This window comes from Dietzia massiliensis, from assembly GCF_018390595.1.
Classification (GTDB): Bacteria; Actinomycetota; Actinomycetes; order Mycobacteriales; family Mycobacteriaceae; genus Dietzia; species Dietzia massiliensis.
Genome location: NZ_JAHBAV010000007.1, coordinates 38,485 through 56,747, shown reverse-complemented (window position 1 = coordinate 56,747; position 18,263 = coordinate 38,485). Strand labels below are relative to the sequence as shown.

20 protein-coding genes are annotated in these 18,263 nt (G+C 70.4%); 2 read left to right on the top strand and 18 right to left on the bottom strand.

The window, feature by feature from the left end; all coding sequences use genetic code 11:
* Positions 1-7: 7 nt before the first annotated feature.
* Positions 8-1,207: an acetyl-CoA C-acetyltransferase gene (locus KHA85_RS03320; protein WP_070721296.1), complete on the bottom strand. Its 1,200-nt coding sequence runs from the start codon at positions 1,205-1,207 to the stop codon at positions 8-10.
* A gap of 76 nt (positions 1,208-1,283) precedes the next feature.
* Between KHA85_RS03320 and mce the strand changes: the two genes are divergently transcribed.
* Together mce and KHA85_RS03310 are read left to right on the top strand one after the other, a co-directional pair.
* Positions 1,284-1,754 carry a methylmalonyl-CoA epimerase gene (mce, locus tag KHA85_RS03315; protein ID WP_213184794.1) on the top strand — a complete coding sequence of 157 codons (471 nt, stop codon included), beginning with the start codon at positions 1,284-1,286 and terminating at the stop codon, positions 1,752-1,754.
* Positions 1,755-1,788: 34 nt separating this feature from the next.
* A complete protein-coding gene (locus tag KHA85_RS03310) occupies positions 1,789-2,667 on the top strand; it encodes a coiled-coil domain-containing protein (protein ID WP_236885103.1) in 879 nt (292 codons plus the stop codon).
* Here the strand turns inward: KHA85_RS03310 and KHA85_RS17815 are convergent.
* The 17 genes from KHA85_RS17815 to rho form a co-directional block, all read right to left on the bottom strand.
* Entirely contained in the window at positions 2,648-2,950 is a 303-nt protein-coding gene (locus KHA85_RS17815) for an Rv1322 family protein (RefSeq protein ID WP_081470490.1), read from the bottom strand. The two genes, KHA85_RS03310 and KHA85_RS17815, sit on opposite strands and share 20 nt — an antisense overlap.
* A gap of 13 nt (positions 2,951-2,963) precedes the next feature.
* Complete coding sequence (nucS, locus tag KHA85_RS03305; protein ID WP_070721294.1) at positions 2,964-3,644, bottom strand: endonuclease NucS; 681 nt, start codon at positions 3,642-3,644, stop codon at positions 2,964-2,966.
* Between the two features lie 69 nt (positions 3,645-3,713).
* Positions 3,714-4,163: a DUF2550 family protein gene (locus KHA85_RS03300; protein WP_213184793.1), complete on the bottom strand. Its 450-nt coding sequence runs from the start codon at positions 4,161-4,163 to the stop codon at positions 3,714-3,716.
* Between the two features lie 57 nt (positions 4,164-4,220).
* Complete coding sequence (locus KHA85_RS03295; RefSeq protein WP_108847584.1) at positions 4,221-4,592, bottom strand: F0F1 ATP synthase subunit epsilon; 372 nt, start codon at positions 4,590-4,592, stop codon at positions 4,221-4,223.
* Positions 4,593-4,601: 9 nt separating this feature from the next.
* Positions 4,602-6,050 carry a F0F1 ATP synthase subunit beta gene (gene atpD / locus KHA85_RS03290; RefSeq protein ID WP_007627613.1) on the bottom strand — a complete coding sequence of 483 codons (1,449 nt, stop codon included), beginning with the start codon at positions 6,048-6,050 and terminating at the stop codon, positions 4,602-4,604.
* A gap of 3 nt (positions 6,051-6,053) precedes the next feature.
* Positions 6,054-7,040, bottom strand: coding sequence for a F0F1 ATP synthase subunit gamma (locus tag KHA85_RS03285; protein ID WP_007627615.1), 987 nt, complete (start codon positions 7,038-7,040; stop codon positions 6,054-6,056).
* Positions 7,041-7,095: 55 nt separating this feature from the next.
* Positions 7,096-8,736: a F0F1 ATP synthase subunit alpha gene (gene atpA / locus KHA85_RS03280; RefSeq protein ID WP_007627617.1), complete on the bottom strand. Its 1,641-nt coding sequence runs from the start codon at positions 8,734-8,736 to the stop codon at positions 7,096-7,098.
* A gap of 96 nt (positions 8,737-8,832) precedes the next feature.
* Positions 8,833-9,651 (bottom strand): F0F1 ATP synthase subunit delta, encoded by an 819-nt coding sequence (locus tag KHA85_RS03275; RefSeq protein WP_007627619.1) that lies wholly within the window; start codon positions 9,649-9,651, stop codon positions 8,833-8,835.
* 14 nt (positions 9,652-9,665) lie between these two features.
* Positions 9,666-10,238, bottom strand: a complete 573-nt coding sequence (locus KHA85_RS03270) for a F0F1 ATP synthase subunit B (RefSeq protein WP_007627620.1) — start codon at positions 10,236-10,238, stop codon at positions 9,666-9,668.
* A 32-nt stretch (positions 10,239-10,270) separates the two neighbouring features.
* Positions 10,271-10,510, bottom strand: a complete 240-nt coding sequence (locus tag KHA85_RS03265; RefSeq protein ID WP_182642655.1) for an ATP synthase F0 subunit C — start codon at positions 10,508-10,510, stop codon at positions 10,271-10,273.
* Between the two features lie 99 nt (positions 10,511-10,609).
* Positions 10,610-11,401, bottom strand: a complete 792-nt coding sequence (gene atpB, locus KHA85_RS03260; protein WP_182642660.1) for a F0F1 ATP synthase subunit A — start codon at positions 11,399-11,401, stop codon at positions 10,610-10,612.
* 203 nt (positions 11,402-11,604) lie between these two features.
* Positions 11,605-12,051 carry a Cg1360 family ATP-synthase-associated protein gene (locus tag KHA85_RS03255; protein ID WP_213184792.1) on the bottom strand — a complete coding sequence of 149 codons (447 nt, stop codon included), beginning with the start codon at positions 12,049-12,051 and terminating at the stop codon, positions 11,605-11,607.
* A 10-nt stretch (positions 12,052-12,061) separates the two neighbouring features.
* Positions 12,062-13,222 (bottom strand): glycosyltransferase family 4 protein, encoded by a 1,161-nt coding sequence (locus tag KHA85_RS03250; protein ID WP_213184791.1) that lies wholly within the window; start codon positions 13,220-13,222, stop codon positions 12,062-12,064.
* 3 nt (positions 13,223-13,225) lie between these two features.
* The gene (locus KHA85_RS03245) at positions 13,226-13,879 is read right to left on the bottom strand and encodes an L-threonylcarbamoyladenylate synthase (protein ID WP_061227665.1); all 654 of its coding nucleotides are present in this window, start codon (positions 13,877-13,879) and stop codon (positions 13,226-13,228) included.
* Positions 13,876-14,844 carry a peptide chain release factor N(5)-glutamine methyltransferase gene (prmC, locus tag KHA85_RS03240; RefSeq protein WP_213184790.1) on the bottom strand — a complete coding sequence of 323 codons (969 nt, stop codon included), beginning with the start codon at positions 14,842-14,844 and terminating at the stop codon, positions 13,876-13,878. Before prmC ends, KHA85_RS03245 begins: the two co-directional genes overlap by 4 nt.
* A gap of 23 nt (positions 14,845-14,867) precedes the next feature.
* Positions 14,868-15,953, bottom strand: coding sequence for a peptide chain release factor 1 (gene prfA / locus KHA85_RS03235; RefSeq protein ID WP_061227663.1), 1,086 nt, complete (start codon positions 15,951-15,953; stop codon positions 14,868-14,870).
* Entirely contained in the window at positions 15,950-18,130 is a 2,181-nt protein-coding gene (gene rho, locus KHA85_RS03230; RefSeq protein ID WP_438802040.1) for a transcription termination factor Rho, read from the bottom strand. Before rho ends, prfA begins: the two co-directional genes overlap by 4 nt.
* Positions 18,131-18,263 lie beyond the last annotated feature (133 nt).

Below are 18,263 nucleotides of genomic sequence, written 5' to 3'. Positions count from 1 at the left end.
GGGGGTGTCAGCCGGCCGCGGGCACCCGGATGAGCAGGGCGTCACCCTGGCCGCCGCCGCCACAGAGCGCGGCCGCGCCGAGTCCGCCGCCCCGCCGGGCGAGCTCGAGCGCCAGCGTGAGGACGACGCGGTTACCGGACACACCGATCGGGTGGCCGATGGAGATGGCCCCGCCGTTGACGTTGACCTGGTCCGAGCTGAGCTCGAGCATCCGGGTCGAGTGCAGCCCGACGGAGGCGAAGGCCTCGTTGAACTCGAACAGGTCGATGTCCTTGACATCGATGTCCGCACGCCTGCAGGCGTCCAGCACCGCGTCGGCGGGCTGGTGCTGAAGCGTCGAGTCCGGGCCGGCGACCGTCCCGTACCCGACGATCTCGGCCAGGACGGTCCAGCCCTCGGCCTCGGCGCGCGCGGCGCTGGTGACGATCACAGCGGAGGCACCATCGGAGATCTGCGACGACGATCCGGCCGTGATGGTGCCGTCCTTGGAGAAGGCAGGCTTGAGCTTGGCCATCGACTCGGGCGTTGAGTCGGGGCGCACCCCCTCGTCGGTGTCCACCACGGTCTCGCCCTTGCGGCCCTTGACCGTGACCGGCACGATCTCGTCGGCGAACCGGCCCTCCGCGGCGGCGGCGGCCGCGCGCTGGTGGGAGATCGCGGCGAACTCGTCCTGGTGCTCACGGGTGATCTCGAGCTCGACGTTGCGGGCCTCGGTGAGCGCGCCCATCGGCTGGTCCGTCGGCACGTCGTGCAGGCCGTCGAAGGCCATGTGGTCCAGGACCTCGATCGAGCCGTACTTGTAGCCGGCCCGGCTCTTGGGCAGCAGGTGCGGGGCCTGCGACATGGACTCCTGGCCGCCCGCGACGACGACCTCGGAGTGGCCCGAGCGGATCGCCTGGTCGGCGAGCGCGATGGCGGTGAGCCCGGACAAGCACATCTTGTTGATGCTCAGCGCGTCGACGCGCTTGGGGATACCGGCCGCGAGCGACGCCTGCCGCGCGGGCATCTGACCGTTACCGGCGGACAGAACCTGACCCATGATCACCTGGTCGACGGCCTCGGCGGGGACGTTCCCGCGCTCGAGGGCGGCGCGGATCGCGATGCCGCCCAGCTCGGGAGCGGACAGGGAGGACAGGCCTCCCTGCAGGCGGCCGAACGGGGTACGGGCACCGGAGACGATGACGGTGCGGGTGGGGTCGGCGGTCATGGGACACCTTCCGATCGAGGGGAAACGACTGTACTGGCCAAACTACCGGGAAGGGGGAACGGATAACGTGGCAGGTATGACCACCACCCCAACCGGCCAACCCTTGCTGCCCTCCGAGCTCGTCGTGGCGATCGACCACGTCGGCGTGGCGGTGCCCGACTTCGACGCCGCGGTGGCCTGGTACCGCGACAACCTGGGCATGGAGAACCTCCACGAGGAGGTCAACGAGGAGCAGGGCGTGCGCGAGGCGATGCTCGGATCGCCCGGTCGCCCCGAGGGCAGCGCCCTCCTCCAGGTCCTGGCACCGCTCGACGAGACCTCGACGATCGCCAAGTTCATCGACCGCAACGGGCCCGGTATCCAGCAGATGGCGGTCCGTGTCACCGACATCGACGCGATCACCGAGCACCTCACCGGCCGCGGCGTCCGGGTCCTGTACCCCGCGCCCAAGCGGGGCACGGCCGGTTCCCGCATCAACTTCGTGCACCCGAAGGACGCGGGCGGCGTGCTGCTCGAGCTGGTCGAGCCCGCCTCCGACCAGCACTAGGCGCGACGACCGCGCCCGCGGCTAGGGTGGGGGCATGTCGAGCATGCACACTCCCCCGGCGACCGTCGAGCCGTTCGCGGTGGTGCGCAAGGGTTTCGACCGCGAGCAGGTGACGGCCGCCCTCTCGCGCCTCGAGGCCGAGGCGGAGCTCCTGCGTGCTGACCGCGACGCCGCCGTCGCCCGTGCCGACCGGGCCACCGCGGAGGCCGAGCGTGCACGCACACGCGTGAGCGAGCTCGAGGCGCGTGTCGCGGAACTCGGACGGGCGCCGGTCACCAGCGACCAGATGTCGGATCGTCTGTCCACCATGCTCTCGCTCGCCACCGCCGAGGCCGCGGCCATTCGTGACGCCGCCCTCGCCGTTGCCGATCGCGTCCGCACGGAGGCCGAGGAGGAGGCGTGGCGACTCCGGGAGACCGCGGCCGCCGAACTGGCAAACGTCCGCGCCCGCGCCGCCGCCGTCCGGACCGAACACACCGGCGTGCTCGCCGCGGCCCGCACGCGGGCGGAGGAGATCGTTCGCGCTGCCCAGAGGGAGGCGCGGTCACTCGACGAGGAGGCCGCCCGTCGTCGGGAGCAGATCGACGAGGATTTCCGACTCGCGTCGGATCTGCGCCGCAGCGAATCCCTGCGCGAGGAGCGCGAGCGTCACGACGCCGCGGTAGCCGCCGCCGACGCGACGCGCCGTGAGGCGCACGAGGAGGCGCGCCGGATCGTCGACCGGGCCCGTGACGAGGCGCGGGACGTCACGGCGCGGGCCCGCGCGCACGTCGACGAGCTACGGGATCTCCGGCAGCGCGTGATCGGCGATCTCACCACGATTCGCGCGAGGCTCGAACCCGTCCCCGGCACCGAGGGCGACGACGCGTTCGAGCTGCCGCCGGAACCAGGGTTCAGCTCCAGCGACGGGTGAGGCCACGCCGGCCGCGACCGGACCAGCACCCGGCGTGCCAGTGCCGTCGTTCCTCATCGCCACCCGGCCGGTCCGGCCACGCGACGACGTGAGGTGTTCCCGCGGTCACGAGGTGATCACACCCCGGGCATCGATAGTCCTTCGTAGCCCGCGCCGCCGGGATCCGCCGGACGTGGTACTGATCGGGATCGCCGGCGGGGCCGGACTCGAGCGCGCCGCCGCCGAGGCCGTCCCGCCGGGGCGCGGGGCGTTCGCCGCCGCCGCGCCGGTGTCTCCTGGGCATCGGCCGAGCCCGCTCAGAAGAGCCGGAGGTCGGTGGACTCGATGCCGCGGAGCGTGTCGTAGTCGAGGGTGACGCACCGGATCCCCCGGTCCGTGGCGAGGGTCCGGGCCTGCGGCTTGATGACCTGGGCGGCGAAGATCCCGGTCACCGGGGCGAGCAACGGATCGCGGTTGAGCAGTTCCAGGTACCGGGTGAGCTGCTCGACGCCGTCGATCTCACCGCGACGTTTGATCTCCACCGCGACGGTCACCCCGTCGGCGTCACGGCCGAGGATGTCGACCGGCCCGATGGCGGTCATGTACTCGCGGCGCACGAGGCTGTACCCGGGCCCCAGGGTCTCGATGTGTTCGGCGAGCAGCTCCTGTAGGTGGGCCTCGACGCCGTCCTTCACGAGACCCGGATCCACGCCGAGTTCGTGATGGGACTCGTGGTGCACCTCGGCCACGGTGATCCGCAGCTGCTCCCCCGCCTTGTTCTCCACGATCCAGAGGCGGTGGTCAGGGTTCTCCGGATGCTCCTGCTCGGTCAGCGAGCAGGGCGGCGTCATCCAGTTGAGCGGCTTGTACGCCCGGTCGTCGGCATGGACGCTGACCGAGCCGTCAGCCTTGACGAGCAGCAGGCGCGGCGCCATGGGAAGGTGCGCGGTGAGACGGCCCACGTAGTCGACCTGACAGGTGGCGACGACGAGACGCAAGGATTCCTCCTGAAACGGGCGATGGACCGGTGCGGTCGGGCAGCGGACCGGGATCGCGGTCCCGGGGTGTCAGCGGTGTGGACGCCGTAGTCGGATCTGCTCGGTCGAACAGGCCTCGACCCACGCGAGCATCCCGGTCAGTTTGGCGGGGGCCAGACACAGCTCGCCCTCGACGAGGGTGCCCCGGGGATCGGTGCCGGAGAAGGGGACGATCACCTCGCCCTCCTCGGCCACGTCGAGCTCGGGGCCGGTCGGTTGCCGCCGCGCCCCCAGTGCCAGACTCCGACGATCCAGCCGGACGTCGGCCCCGAACCGGACGCTGCCCAGGCGGTAGAAGCCGACGTCGGTATCGGAATACCGGACCGCTCCGTATCGCCACGACTCCTCCCCTGTCCTCCGCACGAGGACCGACGTGGAGTTCCGTCGGACGACCACCAGACGATAGACCGCGGCCGCGACCACCGGGATCAGGACGAGCAGGACGACGACACCGAGAACGATCTCGATGGGAGCCGTCAATCTGCTCAACTCCTTCCGGTGGCCGCGGCCGGGGTGCCGGTCGGGCCGGGGGGTCGACTAGGCGCCGGCCTTCTCGATGGCGCGGAGGCGACCCCGGGCCGTTGCGGCGGCGGCGGCATCGTCGCCGGCCTCGGACAGCGCCTTCTCCGCGGCGGAACGGTCGATCGCGTCGGACCACTCCGCCGCCTCACCGAGGATACTGACCTTGTGAGCGGTGACCGAGAGGAAGCCGCCCTGGACCGCGGCGACCTTCTTGCCCTCGTCGGTGTAGACGGTCACGGTGCCACCGGCGTCCAGTTCGCCGAGCAGCGGCTCGTGCCCGGCCTGGATGCCGATCTCGCCCTCGGTGGTCTTGGCGACCACCATCGTGGCGGTACCGGACCAGAAGCGGCGCTCGACCGTGACGAACTCGACTTCGATGTCAGCCATTGTCTACGGTCACTTCCCCGAGAGCTTCTTGGCGGCCTTCTCGACGTCGTCCAGACCGCCGATGCCGTTGAACGCCTGCTCGGGCAGGTGGTCGAGCTCGCCCTTGCACAGCTTGTCGAAGGCCTCGATGGTCTCGGACAGCGGCACGACCGAGCCGACCTGGCCGGTGAACTTCTCGGCGACGAGGAAGTTCTGGCCGAGGAAGCGCTCGAGACGACGCGCGCGCTGGACGGTGACCTTGTCCTCCTCGGACAGCTCGTCCATACCGAGGATCGCGATGATGTCCTGGAGCTCCTTGTACTTCTGGAGGATCCGGATGACTTCCTGCGCCACGCGGTAGTGCTCCTCGCCCACGATGCCGGGCTCGAGGATGCGGGAGGTCGAGGTGAGCGGGTCGACGGCCGGGTAGATGCCCTTCGACGCGATGGAGCGGGAGAGCTCCGTGGTGGCGTCGAGGTGGGCGAACGTGGTCGCCGGCGCGGGGTCGGTGTAGTCGTCCGCGGGGACGTAGATCGCCTGCAGCGAGGTGATCGAGCGCCCGCGGGTCGAGGTGATCCGCTCCTGCAGCTGACCCATCTCGTCCGCCAGGGTCGGCTGGTAACCGACGGCGGACGGCATACGGCCGAGCAGCGTCGAGACCTCGGAACCGGCCTGGGTGAATCGGAAGATGTTGTCGATGAACAGCAGTACGTCCTGACCCTGCACGTCGCGGAAGTACTCGGCCATCGTCAGGGCCGAGAGGGCGACGCGCATACGCGTCCCCGGCGGCTCGTCCATCTGACCGAACACCAGGGCGGTGTCCTGGAGGACGCCCATCTCCTCCATCTCGAGGAAGAGGTCGGTGCCCTCACGGGTGCGCTCGCCGACGCCGGCGAACACCGACGTACCGGAGAACTCACGCGCGATACGGGTGATCATCTCCTGGATGAGAACGGTCTTGCCGACACCGGCGCCACCGAACAGGCCGATCTTGCCGCCCTTCACGTACGGGGTCAGCAGGTCGATGACCTTCACGCCGGTCTCGAGGATCTCGGTCTTGCCCTCGAGCTGGTCGAAGGCCGGCGGCTCGCGGTGGATGCCCCACTGCTCGCCGTCCCGGCCCGTGCCGGGGGCGTCGAGGCAGTCGCCAAGCGCGTTGAAGACGTGGCCCTTGACGACGTCGCCGACCGGCACCGAGATCGGCTTGCCGGAGTCGACGACCTCGGCACCGCGGACGAGACCGTCGGTCGACTGCATCGAGATGCAGCGCACCATGTTGTCGCCGAGGTGCTGGGCGACCTCGAAGGTCACCGTCTTGGCGACGGCCGGGAGGGTGATCTCGGCCGTGAGGGCGTTGTAGAGGGCCGGGAGGGCGCCGCGCGGGAACTCCACGTCGACGACCGCGCCCAGGACGCGGGAGACCCGGCCGGTGAGACCGGCCGTGCCCGTCGTGCTCTGATCGGTTACAGCTGTGGTCATTGTCTAGTCACTTCCTGCGCTCGCGGCGAGCGCACCGGCTCCGCCGACGATCTCGCTGATTTCCTGGGTGATCTGTGCCTGACGGGCCTGGTTCGCCTCACGGCTGAGACCCTCGACGATGTCGGTCGCGTTGTCCGTCGCCGACTTCATGGCCGTACGACGGGCCGCCGACTCCGACGCCGCCGACTCGAGCAGTGCGGCGAAGGCCCGGGTCGACATGTACCTCGGGAGGAGGTTGTCGAGCAGGGTGTCGGCATCCGGCTCGAAGGTGACCTCGGGCTTGAACTCGGCCTCCGGGGAGTCCATGTAGTCCTCGCCCAGGTCCAGCTCCTCGATCTCGACCTGGGTCTCGATCGGCGCCAACCGCCGCGCCTTGGGCGTCTGGGTCAGCATGGAGACGAACCGGGTGTAGACGATGTGGACCTCGTCCACGCCCTTACGGGTCGTGTCGCCCTGGTGATCCTCACCGAGGAACTCCGCGGCGTCGAACGAGTCCTCGCCGCCGACAGCGAACGCCTTCGACAGGAGCTGGAAGGCCGGCCGGGCCTCCTGGTAGTCGGGCTTCTCGGAGTGCCCGGACCACGAACCGGCGAGGGGGATCTCCCGGAACGTGTAGTAGACGATGCCCTTGTTGCCGAGGACGTAGATGTCCACCTCGCGACCCTCGCCCTCGAGGTACGCGATGAGCTCGGCGGCCTCCTTGAGGACGTTGTGGTTGTACCCGCCGGCCATACCACGGTCGGAGGTCACCACGAGCACCGCGGACCGCTTGGGATCCTCGGGCTCGTTGAGCATGCGGTGCTGGATCGACGACGCACTCGCGAGGTCGGTCAGGATCGCCGTGATCTGGTCCGCGAACGGCTTCGCCGCGGCGACCCGTGCCTGGGACTTGGAGATCTGCGAGGTGGCGATCAGCTCCTGGGCCTTGGTGATCTTCTTGGTCGAGTTGACCGACTTGATCCGGTCGCGGAGTTCGCGCAGGTTGGCCATGGTCTCAGATCACGCTCCTCTCGCCCGAGTATCGGATGGCTGTCATCGCGAGGCCTCAGGCCTTCTTCTTCTTGGTGACCGTCAGCGTCTCGCGGTCGATCTCGTCCTCGGACAGCGCCTCGGCCTCGGGCTCGTTGACGACCCGCGAGCCGTCGGAGGCCACGAAGCCCTCCTTGAACTCGTCGGTCTTGGCCTTGAGGGTGGACATCGAGTCGTCGGACAGCGCGGCGCCGCCGGCGATCTGCTCGTAGACGTCGGAGGCGGCGTGGTGCAGGTGCTCGAGGAGCTCGTTCTCGAAGCGACGCACGTCCTCGACGGGGACGCTGTCGTAGAAGCCCTCGCCCGCGAGGTAGATCGACACGATCTGGTCCTCGACGGCCACCGGCGAGCTCTGGTCCTGCTTGAGGATCTCCACCAGACGCTGGCCGCGCTCGAGCTGGGCCTTGGAGGCGGCGTCGAGGTCGGAGGCGAACGTCGCGAACGACTCGAGATCGCGGTACGCGGCCAGGTCGAGACGCAGCGAGCCGGAGACCTTCTTCATGCCCTTGGTCTGGGCGGCGCCGCCGACTCGGGAGACGGAGATACCGACGTTGACAGCCGGCCGCACACCACGGTTGAACAGGTCGGACTCGAGGAAGACCTGGCCGTCGGTGATCGAGATGACGTTGGTCGGGATGAACGCCGAGACGTCGTTGGCCTTGGTCTCGATGATCGGCAGGCCGGTCAGCGAGCCGCCGCCCATCTCGTCCGAGAGCTTGGCGCACCGCTCCAGCAGGCGGGAGTGGAGGTAGAAGACGTCACCCGGGTAGGCCTCGCGGCCCGGCGGGCGACGCAGCAGCAGCGAGATCGCACGGTAGGCGTCGGCCTGCTTCGACAGGTCGTCGAACACCACGAGGACGTGGTTGCCCTGGTACATCCAGTGCTGGCCGATGGCCGAGCCGGTGAACGGGGCGAGCCACTTGAAGCCAGCGGAGTCGGAGGCCGGCGCCGCGACGATGGTGGTGTACTCCATCGCGCCGTGCTCCTCGAGGGTCGCCTTGACGCCCGCGATGGTGGAGCCCTTCTGGCCGACGGCGACGTAGATGCACCGCAGCTGCTTGGTCTTGTCGCCCGACTCCCAGTTGGCCTTCTGGTTGAGGATGGCGTCGATGCAGACGGCGGTCTTGCCCGTCTTGCGGTCACCGATGATGAGCTGACGCTGGCCGCGGCCGATCGGCGTCATGGCGTCGATCGCCTTGATGCCGGTCTGCATGGGCTCCTCGACCGGCTGACGCTCGAGGACGGAGGGCGCCTGCAGCTCGAGGGCGCGGGTGTCCTCCGACTCGATGTCGCCAAGGCCGTCGATCGGCTGGCCGAGCGGGTTGACGACGCGGCCGAGGAAGCCGTCGCCGACGGGCACGGAAAGGACGTCACCGGTGCGACGGACCTCCTGGCCCTGGGCGATCTCCTCGAAGTTGCCGAGGATGACCGCGCCGATCTCGCGGTCCTCCAGGTTCAGCGCGACGCCGAGGATGCCGCCCGGGAACTCCAGCAGCTCGTTGGCCATCGCCGAGGGGAGACCGCTGATGTGCGCGATGCCGTCACTGGTGTCGACGACGACGCCGACCTCTTCCTTGGTCGCGTCGGTCGAAACAGTCGAGGTGTAGTTCGCAATCGCGCTGCGGATCTCATCGGAGGAGATCGTCAACTCCGCCATGTCATTCCTGCTCTCAAAGTCGGGATGTGCTTTATAGGTGTGTGCCGAGCCTCGACCACTGGAGACCGCAGCTCGTCGTTCGACCGGTCGAACCGGTCAGCGCAGGGTGCGCCGCAACGCGTCCAGGCGACCCGCCACGCTGCCGTCGATGATCTCGTCACCCACGCGGACCACCGCCCCGCCCAGCAGGGCGGGATCGACGTCGTTGTGGATGGCCAGCTCGCGGCCGTAGATCGACGCGAGCCGGCCACGGAGGTCGTCGGTCTGCTGCTCGGTCAGGGGCTCCGCGCTCGTCACCACGGCCACGGCGCGGCCGCGCAGTTCCGCGGCCTGCCGGGAGATCTCCATGAAGTCGTCCGCGGGCATACCGGCCGGCCGGGCGACGGCCTGGGAGGCCAGCGCCTCGGTGACCGCGGTGACCTTGCCGTAGAGCACCTGGGCGAGCAGGGCCCGCTTGGCGTCCGCCGGCGCGGTCTTGTCGGCGAGGGCCTGCTCGAACTCCGCGTCGCCGGCGACGATGCGGCCGAGCCGGAACAGCTCGTCCTCGACCGTCTGGAGCTGGCCCTGCTGCTCCGCGGAGCGCAGGAGCGCCTCGCGGCCCAGCAGGATCAGGCCCGCCCGCAGTTCACGCGGGTTGGACCAGTCCCGGGACACCGCAGCGAGCAGGAGGTCGAGCGTGGTCTGGTCGACCTTCCACCCGAACACCCCGCGGACGAGGTCCTGGCGGGCCTCCACCGGGGCGGACGTGTCGGCCACGGCGACCCGGAGTGACCGGTTGTCCTCCAGGACGTCGACGACCTGGAAGAGCTCCTGGCCCACCTTCGCACCGGTCGCCCCGCCGGCCGGATCGGCGGCCAGGGCGGACTTCAGTGCCTCACGGGTCTGGTCGAGCGCGTCGCGACTCGCTGCGTGCATGGACTCCACTTCCCTTAGTTCTTGCCCGCGCCGGGGACCCGGTCGAGGTCTGCCAGAAAGCGGTCGATGGTGCCGGAGCGACGGACGGAGTCCGACAGCTGCTCACCCATGAGCCGCTCGGCCAGATCGACGGACTGACGCCCGAGATCGGAACGCAGTTCCGCGACGATCTGCTGACGCTGGGCCGCGAGCTGCTGGTTGCCGGCGGCGACGATCCTGTCGCTCTCGGCCTGCGCCTCGGCCTTCATGTCCGCGAGGATCTGCTGGCCCTGGGCTCGCGCGTCGTCGCGGATCTTGGCCGCTTCGCTGCGCGCCTCGGCGAGCTGTGCCTTGTACTTGGCCAGCTCCTCCTTCGCCTCGGCCTGGGTCTGCTCGGCACGACGCAGACCGCCCTCGATCCGCTCCTCTCGCTCATCGAGAACCTGCTGGAACTTCGGAAGGATGAACTTCCAGAACAGCCAGAGGATGACGGCGAGCGGGATGAGCGACCAGACGATGTCATACAGCGGAGGAATGAGCGGGTTGGGGCTCTCCTCCAGGGGGAGTGCTTCCCCCTCGGCCGCCAAGATGGCGATGACGTTGTTCATGGTGCGTCCCTAAGAGGTCGGTGTGTCGTCGATCAGAACAGGAAGCCGGCGACGATACCGATCAGGGCGAGCGCCTCGGTGAAGGCGATGCCGAGGAACATCGTGGTACGGAGGGTGCCGGCCATCTCGGGCTGACGGGCCATGCCCTCGACGGTCTTGCCGACGAGGATGCCGATGCCGATGCCGGGGCCGATCGCGGCGAGGCCGTAGCCGATGGCGCCGTAGCCGCGGGCGGTGGTCTCAGCGGCCTGGGCGAGAGTGACGATGTCCATGTGGATCCCTTTCAGATGGCCGGGGTGGGTGGTTCCGCCCCGGTCGGACGTGGGTTGTCGGTTTGACGGGTGGTCGTGTCAGGCCTGACGGCCCGGGTACTAGTGGTTCTCCGCGTGGAGCGCACTGTCGATGTAGACGGCGACCAGCAGCGCGAAGATGTACGCCTGCAGGAAGATCACCAGGAGCTCGAACAGCGTGAACGCGATCGACAGCACGGAGATGCCGGCGGACAGCAGGGTCCAGCCGTTGAGCTGCCAGAAGAAGAAGTTCGACGCGCTGAACAGCAGCACGATGATCAGGTGACCCGCCAGCATGTTGGCCATGAGTCGGATGGTCAGCGTGGCGGGACGCAGGATGAAGGTCGAGACCAGCTCGATCGGCACCACCAGCAGGTGCAGGGCCGGCGGCAGGTTGGGGATGACCACACTCGCCTTGATGAAGCGGGCGAATCCGTATCGCCGGGACCCGGCGTAGATGAAGGTCACGTAACCCAGCAGCGCGAGGACCAGCGGGAAGCCGATCCGCGCGTTCGGCGAGATGTTGAGGCCCGGGATGATGGTGGGCAGGTTCATCGCGATGACCGCGAAGAAGATCGTCGCGATGATCGGCAGGAAGCGGCGCCCCTGCTCCTTGCCGAGGATCTCCTCCGACACGTGGACGCGGACGAAGTCGAGGCAGATCTCGGCGACGTTCTGCACACCGCGCGGGACGAGCTTCGGGTTGCGCATCGCGAGCACGAAGAAGGCCAGCAGCACGACCGCCATGAGGAGGCGGACGAGCATGAGCCGGTCCAGGGTGAAGGCACCGCCTGCGAAGTCCGTCAGCCACTTGTCGACAGGGAAGAACTCCTTGTCGATGTTCGGGGGATGGAACTCGCCTTTGAAGGCCAGAAGCGTGGTACTCAGTGTGTTCTCCCCTGGTCGTGTCGGGCGACGGGCGCCCCAGCGCGTTCGGTGTGAGCGGCCCGGAGTTCGCGGCCGGATCGGGTCAGCGCGCGAACGTCGTCAGGCCACGTGGCAGCCCGGTGACGTGCTCGTCTCACCGTCGTAAAGAGTAACACCCCGGTCTCGGTCCGTGATGGCAGGGGCACCCCTCAGGGGACGGTGGGTTCGACGTACGGCGTCCGGGCCTTGAGCACGGCCCACGTCTCCCCCGCCAGCACCACGACCAGCGCGACGATGATCGTCACGCCGAAGGCCGTGTGCGAATAGAAGTCGAACTGTGCGAGTGCGGCGACCAGACCCATCGCCACGACGAGCTTGAGGAGCCACGTGCCCAGCACGACCGCCGCGGTCGTCTGGGGCGCCGAGCGCGCTGTGGCGATGACGACGATCGCGGTGGTGAGGACGAACGCCCCGCCGATGCCGGCGCCCATCAGGGCGCCCCACAACCCGGGCAGACCGTCGACGAGCGCCCAGACGATCGCGCCGACGACGGCGAGCACGGCCAGGGCCAGGACACCGAACCGGACCGCCTTGCGCAACGCGGCGGTGTGCGGGCTCTCGGCGGGATGATCGGCGGGGGCGGGCGTGTCTGTCATGGGGTGCAGCCTAGCGGGACGCGGTCTTGCCTCCCGAGTGATGTTGCGCCCGGGAGCTGCGGAGGCGCGGCACCAGGGTCGCGGCCAGCACGGAGAGCAGACCGGCGGCGACGAGCGGCACGATCACCTCGGTGGGCAGCATGGTCGCGCCCACGGCGCCGAAGGCGATGAGCGAGACCCACGCGTAGATCACGAGGGCGACGCGGCGGTGGGAGTGCCCCAGCGCGAGGAGCCGGTGGTGGAGGTGCATCTTGTCGGGCGCGAACGGGCTTCGCCCCGCCCCGACGCGGCGGACGACCGCCATGACGAGGTCCAGGACGGGGACGAACATCGCCGCGGCCACGACGATCACCGGGGAGAGCAGCACGATCATCTCCTGCGGCCCGTACAGGCTCTGCGAGATCTTCCCGGACGCGCTGGTGGAGGCCGCGGCGAGCACCAACCCGATGAGCATCGACCCGGAGTCGCCCATGAAGATGCGCGCGGGCTGGAAGTTGTGGGGAAGGAAGCCCAGGAGCGCGCCCGCGAGCACGGCGGTGACGAGCGCCGGCGGATAGGCGCCTACCGTTCCGCCCTGGTCGAGCATGATCCCCACGGAGAACACGCAGATGGCGAGCGCGGCGATCGCGCCGAGTCCGGCGGCGAGCCCGTCGAGCCCGTCGACGAAGTTCATCGCGTTGACGATCGCCAGTGTGAACACGACGGTGAGCAGCCCGGCCTGCAGCTGGTCCAGGACGAGGATGTTGCCGTCGCCGAACGGCAGGTACACGAGGGTCCACGACACGCCCATGGCGACCAGGACGCCGGCGGCGGCGGCCTGGCCGGCGAGCTTCGTGACGGCACCGAGGCCGAGGATGTCGTCGACGATCCCCACCAGGACGATCACGCCTCCGGCGATGATGGTGGCCTCGACGTCGGGCGCGAAGGGCGGGAACGCCCTGTTGAGGGCGGGGAGCTGGGCGGCGAGGTAGACGGCGACGAGCATCCCGGTGAAGACGCCGACCCCGCCGAGCCGGGGTGTGGGCACGACGTGCACGTCTCGCTCACGCGGGTACGCGAGTCCGCCGATCGCGGGCGCCACTCCCCTGACCAGCCCGGTCACGACGAAGGTGACGAGGCCGGCGGCGACACCGATGAGCAGGAGCTCCCGGAACGGGATCCCGATGCCCACAGCTCAGCCGCGCAGGGCCGCGGGGTCGATGCCGAGGACCTCTCCGACGCGCTCGGCGGTCACCGCTCCCTCACGCACGATGCGCGGGGCGGCCCCGGTGAGGTCGACGATCGTCGACGGGGCCCCGATCGCGCAGGGACCGCCGTCGAGGTACACGGCGACCGAGTCGCCGAGCTGCTCGCGCGCCTGGGCGACGGTCGTCGCCGGCGGCTGTCCGGAGACGTTGGCGCTGGACACCGCGAGCGGGCCGACCTCCCGGAGGAGCTCGATGGCCACCGGATGCAGCGGCATGCGCAGCATGACGGTGCCGCGGGTGTGCCCCAGGTTCCAGTTCAGCGACGGCGCCTGGTGGACGATGAGGCTCAGCCCGCCGGGCCAGAAGGCGCGGATGAGGTCGCGGGCGGGGGCGGGCGTGCTCACGACGAGGCCGTCGATGGTCTCCCACGATCCGACCAGGACGGGGACGGGCATGTCGGGGCCGCGGTGCTTGGCCGACAGCAGCAGGTTGACGGCGTCGGGGTCGAAGGCGTCGGCGGCGATGCCGTAGAGCGTGTCGGTGGGGGTGACGACCAGCCTGCCCGCGCGCAGGGCGCCGGCCGCGGAGCTGAGGCCGACCTCGCGGCCGGTGTCCTCGGTGCAGTCGTAGGTGATGGTCACCGGGTGGTCCCCTTCCGGGCGCTCGTGACGACCTCGTCGTCGTCGTTGTTGCCACTGTGGTCGCCGACGGCGCCGCGGCGCGCGTCGAGTCGCCTCGCGGTGACGAACCGCGGCCGACCGGCGAGGTCGGTGTGCTGCTCCACGGTACCGAAACCCCCCTGCGCGGAGACCACCGCGGCGACCGCGTCGCCGGTCGTGTCGTCGTGCTCGACGGCGAGGAGGCCGCCGGGCGCGAGGAGCGCTGCCGCGAGGTCGACGAGGGGGACGACGACGACGAGGCCGTCCCCTCCCCCGAACAGCGCGGTGGCCGGCTCGTGCGCGAGGACCTCGGCGGGTAGGTCGTCGGTCACGGGGATGTACGGCGGGTTGGACACGACGGCCGCGACCCGGCCCCGCAGGTGCGCGAGGGTCTCGATATCGGTGGCGTCGGCGCGGTGGACCTCGACCGGGGCGTCCCCCGCCGCCGCCCGCTCGTCCGCGTTGCGGCGGAGCCACTCGAGGGCCGCGTCGTGCAGTTCGACGGCGTGCACGCGGGCGTCCGGCCGGGCGTGGGCGATCTCCAACGCGATCGTGCCGCTGCCGGCGCACAGGTCCACCACCACCGGTCCGGGTTCGGGCGTGGGCGCGGGCAGGGCGGCGAGGGTCCACTCGACGAGCAGTTCGGTCTCCGGGCGCGGGATGAACACGCCGGGCCCGACGGCCAGGTCGAGCCGACCCGAGGCCGCGCGGCCCAGCAGGTACTGCAGGGGCGTCCGGTCTCGCGCACGGGCGGCGACGATGCGCTCGACCTCGGCCACCGCCGTGGCGTCGAGGTCGTCGGCGATCATGAGTCGGCCGCGATCGATGCCGAGGACGTGGGCGCAGATGAGCTGTGCCTCGGCGTGCGCGGAGTCGACACCGGCCGCCTGCAGCGTCCGGGTCGCCGAGCGCACCACCTCGGCGGCCGGGGCGGGGCGGGGATCCACGACGTCAGCCGCCTTCCACGGGGCTAGGCCTGTTCCATGCGGCGACGGCGCTCCTCGGCGGCGAGCGCGTCGAGCACCGCGTCGAGGTCGCCGTCCAGCACGGCGTCGAGATTGTGGGCCTTGAACCCGACCCGGTGGTCGGCGATGCGGTTCTCCGGGTAGTTGTAGGTGCGGATGCGCTCCGAGCGGTCGACGGTGCGGACCTGGCTGGCCCGCCCCTCCGCCGCCTCCGCCCCGGCGGCCTCCTCCGCGGCGGCCTGCAGCCGCGCGGCGAGCACCTGGAGTGCGCGCTGCTTGTTCTGCAACTGGCTGCGCTCGTTCTGACACGTGACGACCGTGCCGGTGGGCAGATGGGTGATGCGCACCGCGGAGTCCGTGGTGTTGACGCCCTGCCCGCCCTTGCCGGACGAGCGGTAGACGTCGATCCGCAGATCCGACTCGTCGATCTCCACCGGGCCGACGTCCTCCGGCTCCGGGAAGACCAGCACCCCGGCGGCCGAGGTGTGGACACGTCCCTGCGACTCGGTGACGGGCACCCGCTGCACCCGGTGCACGCCGCCCTCGAACTTCAGTCGCGACCAGACCCCGTCGCGGGACGGCTGGCGGGAGCGGATGGAGAACGATGCGTCCTTGTAGCCGCCGAGGTCGGACTCGGTGACGCCGAGGACCTCGACGATCCACCCGTGCTTCTCGGCGTACCGCGTGTACATGCGCGCCAGGTCGGCTGCGAACAGCGCGGACTCCTCACCGCCTTCGCCGGACTTGATCTCCATGACCACGTCGTCGGCGTCGTGCGGGTCGCGGGGCGCGAGGAGGTCCGCCAGTCGTGCCTCGAGCTCGGCGGCCTCGGCGTCGAGACGGTCGGCTTCCTCGGCGAACGACGAGTCGTCCCCCGCGAGCTCGCGGGCCGCGGCGGCGTCGTCGCGCGTCGAGACCAGCGCGCGGTGACACTGCACGATCGGGGTCAACTCGGCGAACCGCTTGCCGACCCGGCGCGCGGCGGCCGCGTCCTCGTGCAACGTCGGGTCGGACAGCTGCGCCTCGAGGCCCCCGTACTCGGACAGGACGTCGTCGATCGAGGACGGCGACCGTCCCGCGCCCTGGGTCACTCCTCGTCCTGCGGCAGCGTGGGCGTCGTCTTGGCCACCTGCAACAGGAACTCGTAGTTGGTGTTGGTCTTGCGCAGCTGCGACATGAGCAGGTCGATGGCCTGGTGGGTGTCCAGACCCGAGAGCACCCGGCGGAGCTTGTGCATGATGCCCGCCTCCTCGGGGCTCATGAGCAGCTCCTCCTTGCGGGTGCCCGAGGGGCCGACGTCGACGGCGGGGAAGACCCGGCGCTCGGCGATCCGACGGTCCAGCTTGAGCTCGGCGTTGCCGGTGCCCTTGAACTCCTCGAAGATCACGGTGTCACCGGCCGAGCCGGTCTCGACCATCGCGGTCGCGATGATTGTCAGGGACCCGCCGTTCTCGATGTTGCGTGCCGCGCCGAGGAACCGCTTGGGCGGGTACAGGGCGGTCGAGTCGACACCGCCGGACAGGATGCGCCCCGAGGCCGGGGACGAGTTGTTGTAGGCGCGACCGAGACGCGTGATCGAGTCGAGGAGGACGACCACGTCCTGGCCCAGCTCCACCAGCCGCTTCGCACGCTCGATCGCGAGCTCTGCGACCTGGGTGTGGTCTGACGGCGGACGGTCGAAGGTGGAGGCGATGACCTCGCCCTTGACCGACCTCTGCATGTCGGTGACCTCCTCCGGTCGCTCGTCGACGAGCACGACCATGAGGTGGCATTCGGGATTGTTCGTGGCGATCGCGTTGGCGATGTTCTGCAGGATCGTGGTCTTACCGGCCTTCGGCGGCGACACGATGAGGGCGCGCTGCCCCTTGCCGATCGGCATGATCAGGTCGATCACGCGGGTGGAGATGATGTTCTTCTCCGTCTCGAGCCGCAGCCGCTGGTTGGGGTACAGCGGGGTGAGCTTGGAGAACTCCGGACGCTGGCGGGCCTGGTCCGCCGGGCCGCCGTTGACCGTGTCGATGCGGGCGAGCGGATTGAACTTCGCCCGGTTCTTGCCACCCTGTCCGCCACCGCGGCCGCCACCCTGGCCGCCGCCCGGACCGTCGTACTGTCCGTCGGACTGCCCGTCACGGGGCATCTTGACCGCGCCGGTGATCGCGTCACCGCGACGCAACCCGTAGCGACGGATCATGTTCATCGACACGTAGACGTCGTTGTTGCCGGCGAGGTATCCGGAGGTGCGGACAAAGGCGTAGTTGTCGAGGACGTCGAGAATGCCCGCGACCGGCTGGAGGACGTCGTCCTCCCGCACCTCGGTCTCACCCTCGGCCGGGCGGTTGCCGCCACGGTTGCGCTCGCGACGGCGGCGACCACGACGACCGCGGCCCCCGCCGCCATCGTCGTCGCGGTTCTGGCCGTCGCCACGGGGGCCGTTGTCGCCGCCGTCCTGGCCGCCCTGGTCGTTCCGGTTGCTCTGACCGTCCTGGTCGCTGCGACCACCCTGGTCGCTGCGACCACCCTGGTCGTTGCGACCACCCTGGTTGTTCCGGCCGCCCTGATCGTTCTGGTCGTTGCGACCACCCTGGTTGTTCCGGCCGCCCTGGTCGTTCTGGTCGTTGCGGCCACCCTGGTTGTTCCGGCCGCCCTGGCTGCCGCGGTCGCTGCGGCCGCCCTGCTGGTCACGGGTGTCCTGGTCGCGGTTCTGCTGACCGCGCCCCTGCCGCTGACCACCGCGGCTGCCGTCCTCGCGGCGCGACCGGTCGCCCTGGGCGCGTCCGTCGCCCTGGGAGCCGCCCTCGTCGCCCGCCGGTGCCGACTCGCCGCCGTCGGCGCCGTTGCGCGCCTTCTCCCCCGCGTTGTCCGCGCGGTTGCCGCGTCCCCGGCGACCCGCGCCGGTCGACGGTGCCGATTCATCGGCCGAGGGAGACTCGGACCGCGCCTGTTCCTCCGCGCGGCGGGGCGCGTCCGTCTGCTGCGGTGCGTCTGCCCGGCTCGTCGCCTCGGCTTCGCGCGGGGTCTCCGCCCGGCGCGGGGTCTCTGCCCGGCGCGGGGTCTCGGCCTGACGCGGGGTCTCGGCACGGCGCGGCGCGTCGGACTGAGCGGGGCGGCCGCCTCGCGCGCCTTCGATCATCGCGACGAGGTCGCCTTTGCGCTTACCCGAGAGGCCCTTGAGGCCCATCTGCTGCGCCAGTGCCTTGAGCTCGGGCAGTCGCATCGCCGACAGCGCGGCACCCTGGGGCGGGGTGGAAGTGGTGTCCGTCGAGGTCACAAGGATCCTTTCTGGGCCCGGGGCCGGGGCGGTGTGTTCCGCCTCGCATCGAGCAGGTGTCCGGGAAGCGGACTCGGCGTCCCGGGGTGGCCACGTGGGCCTTCCGCACCGGCACCATGGCCGGGCACGGGTC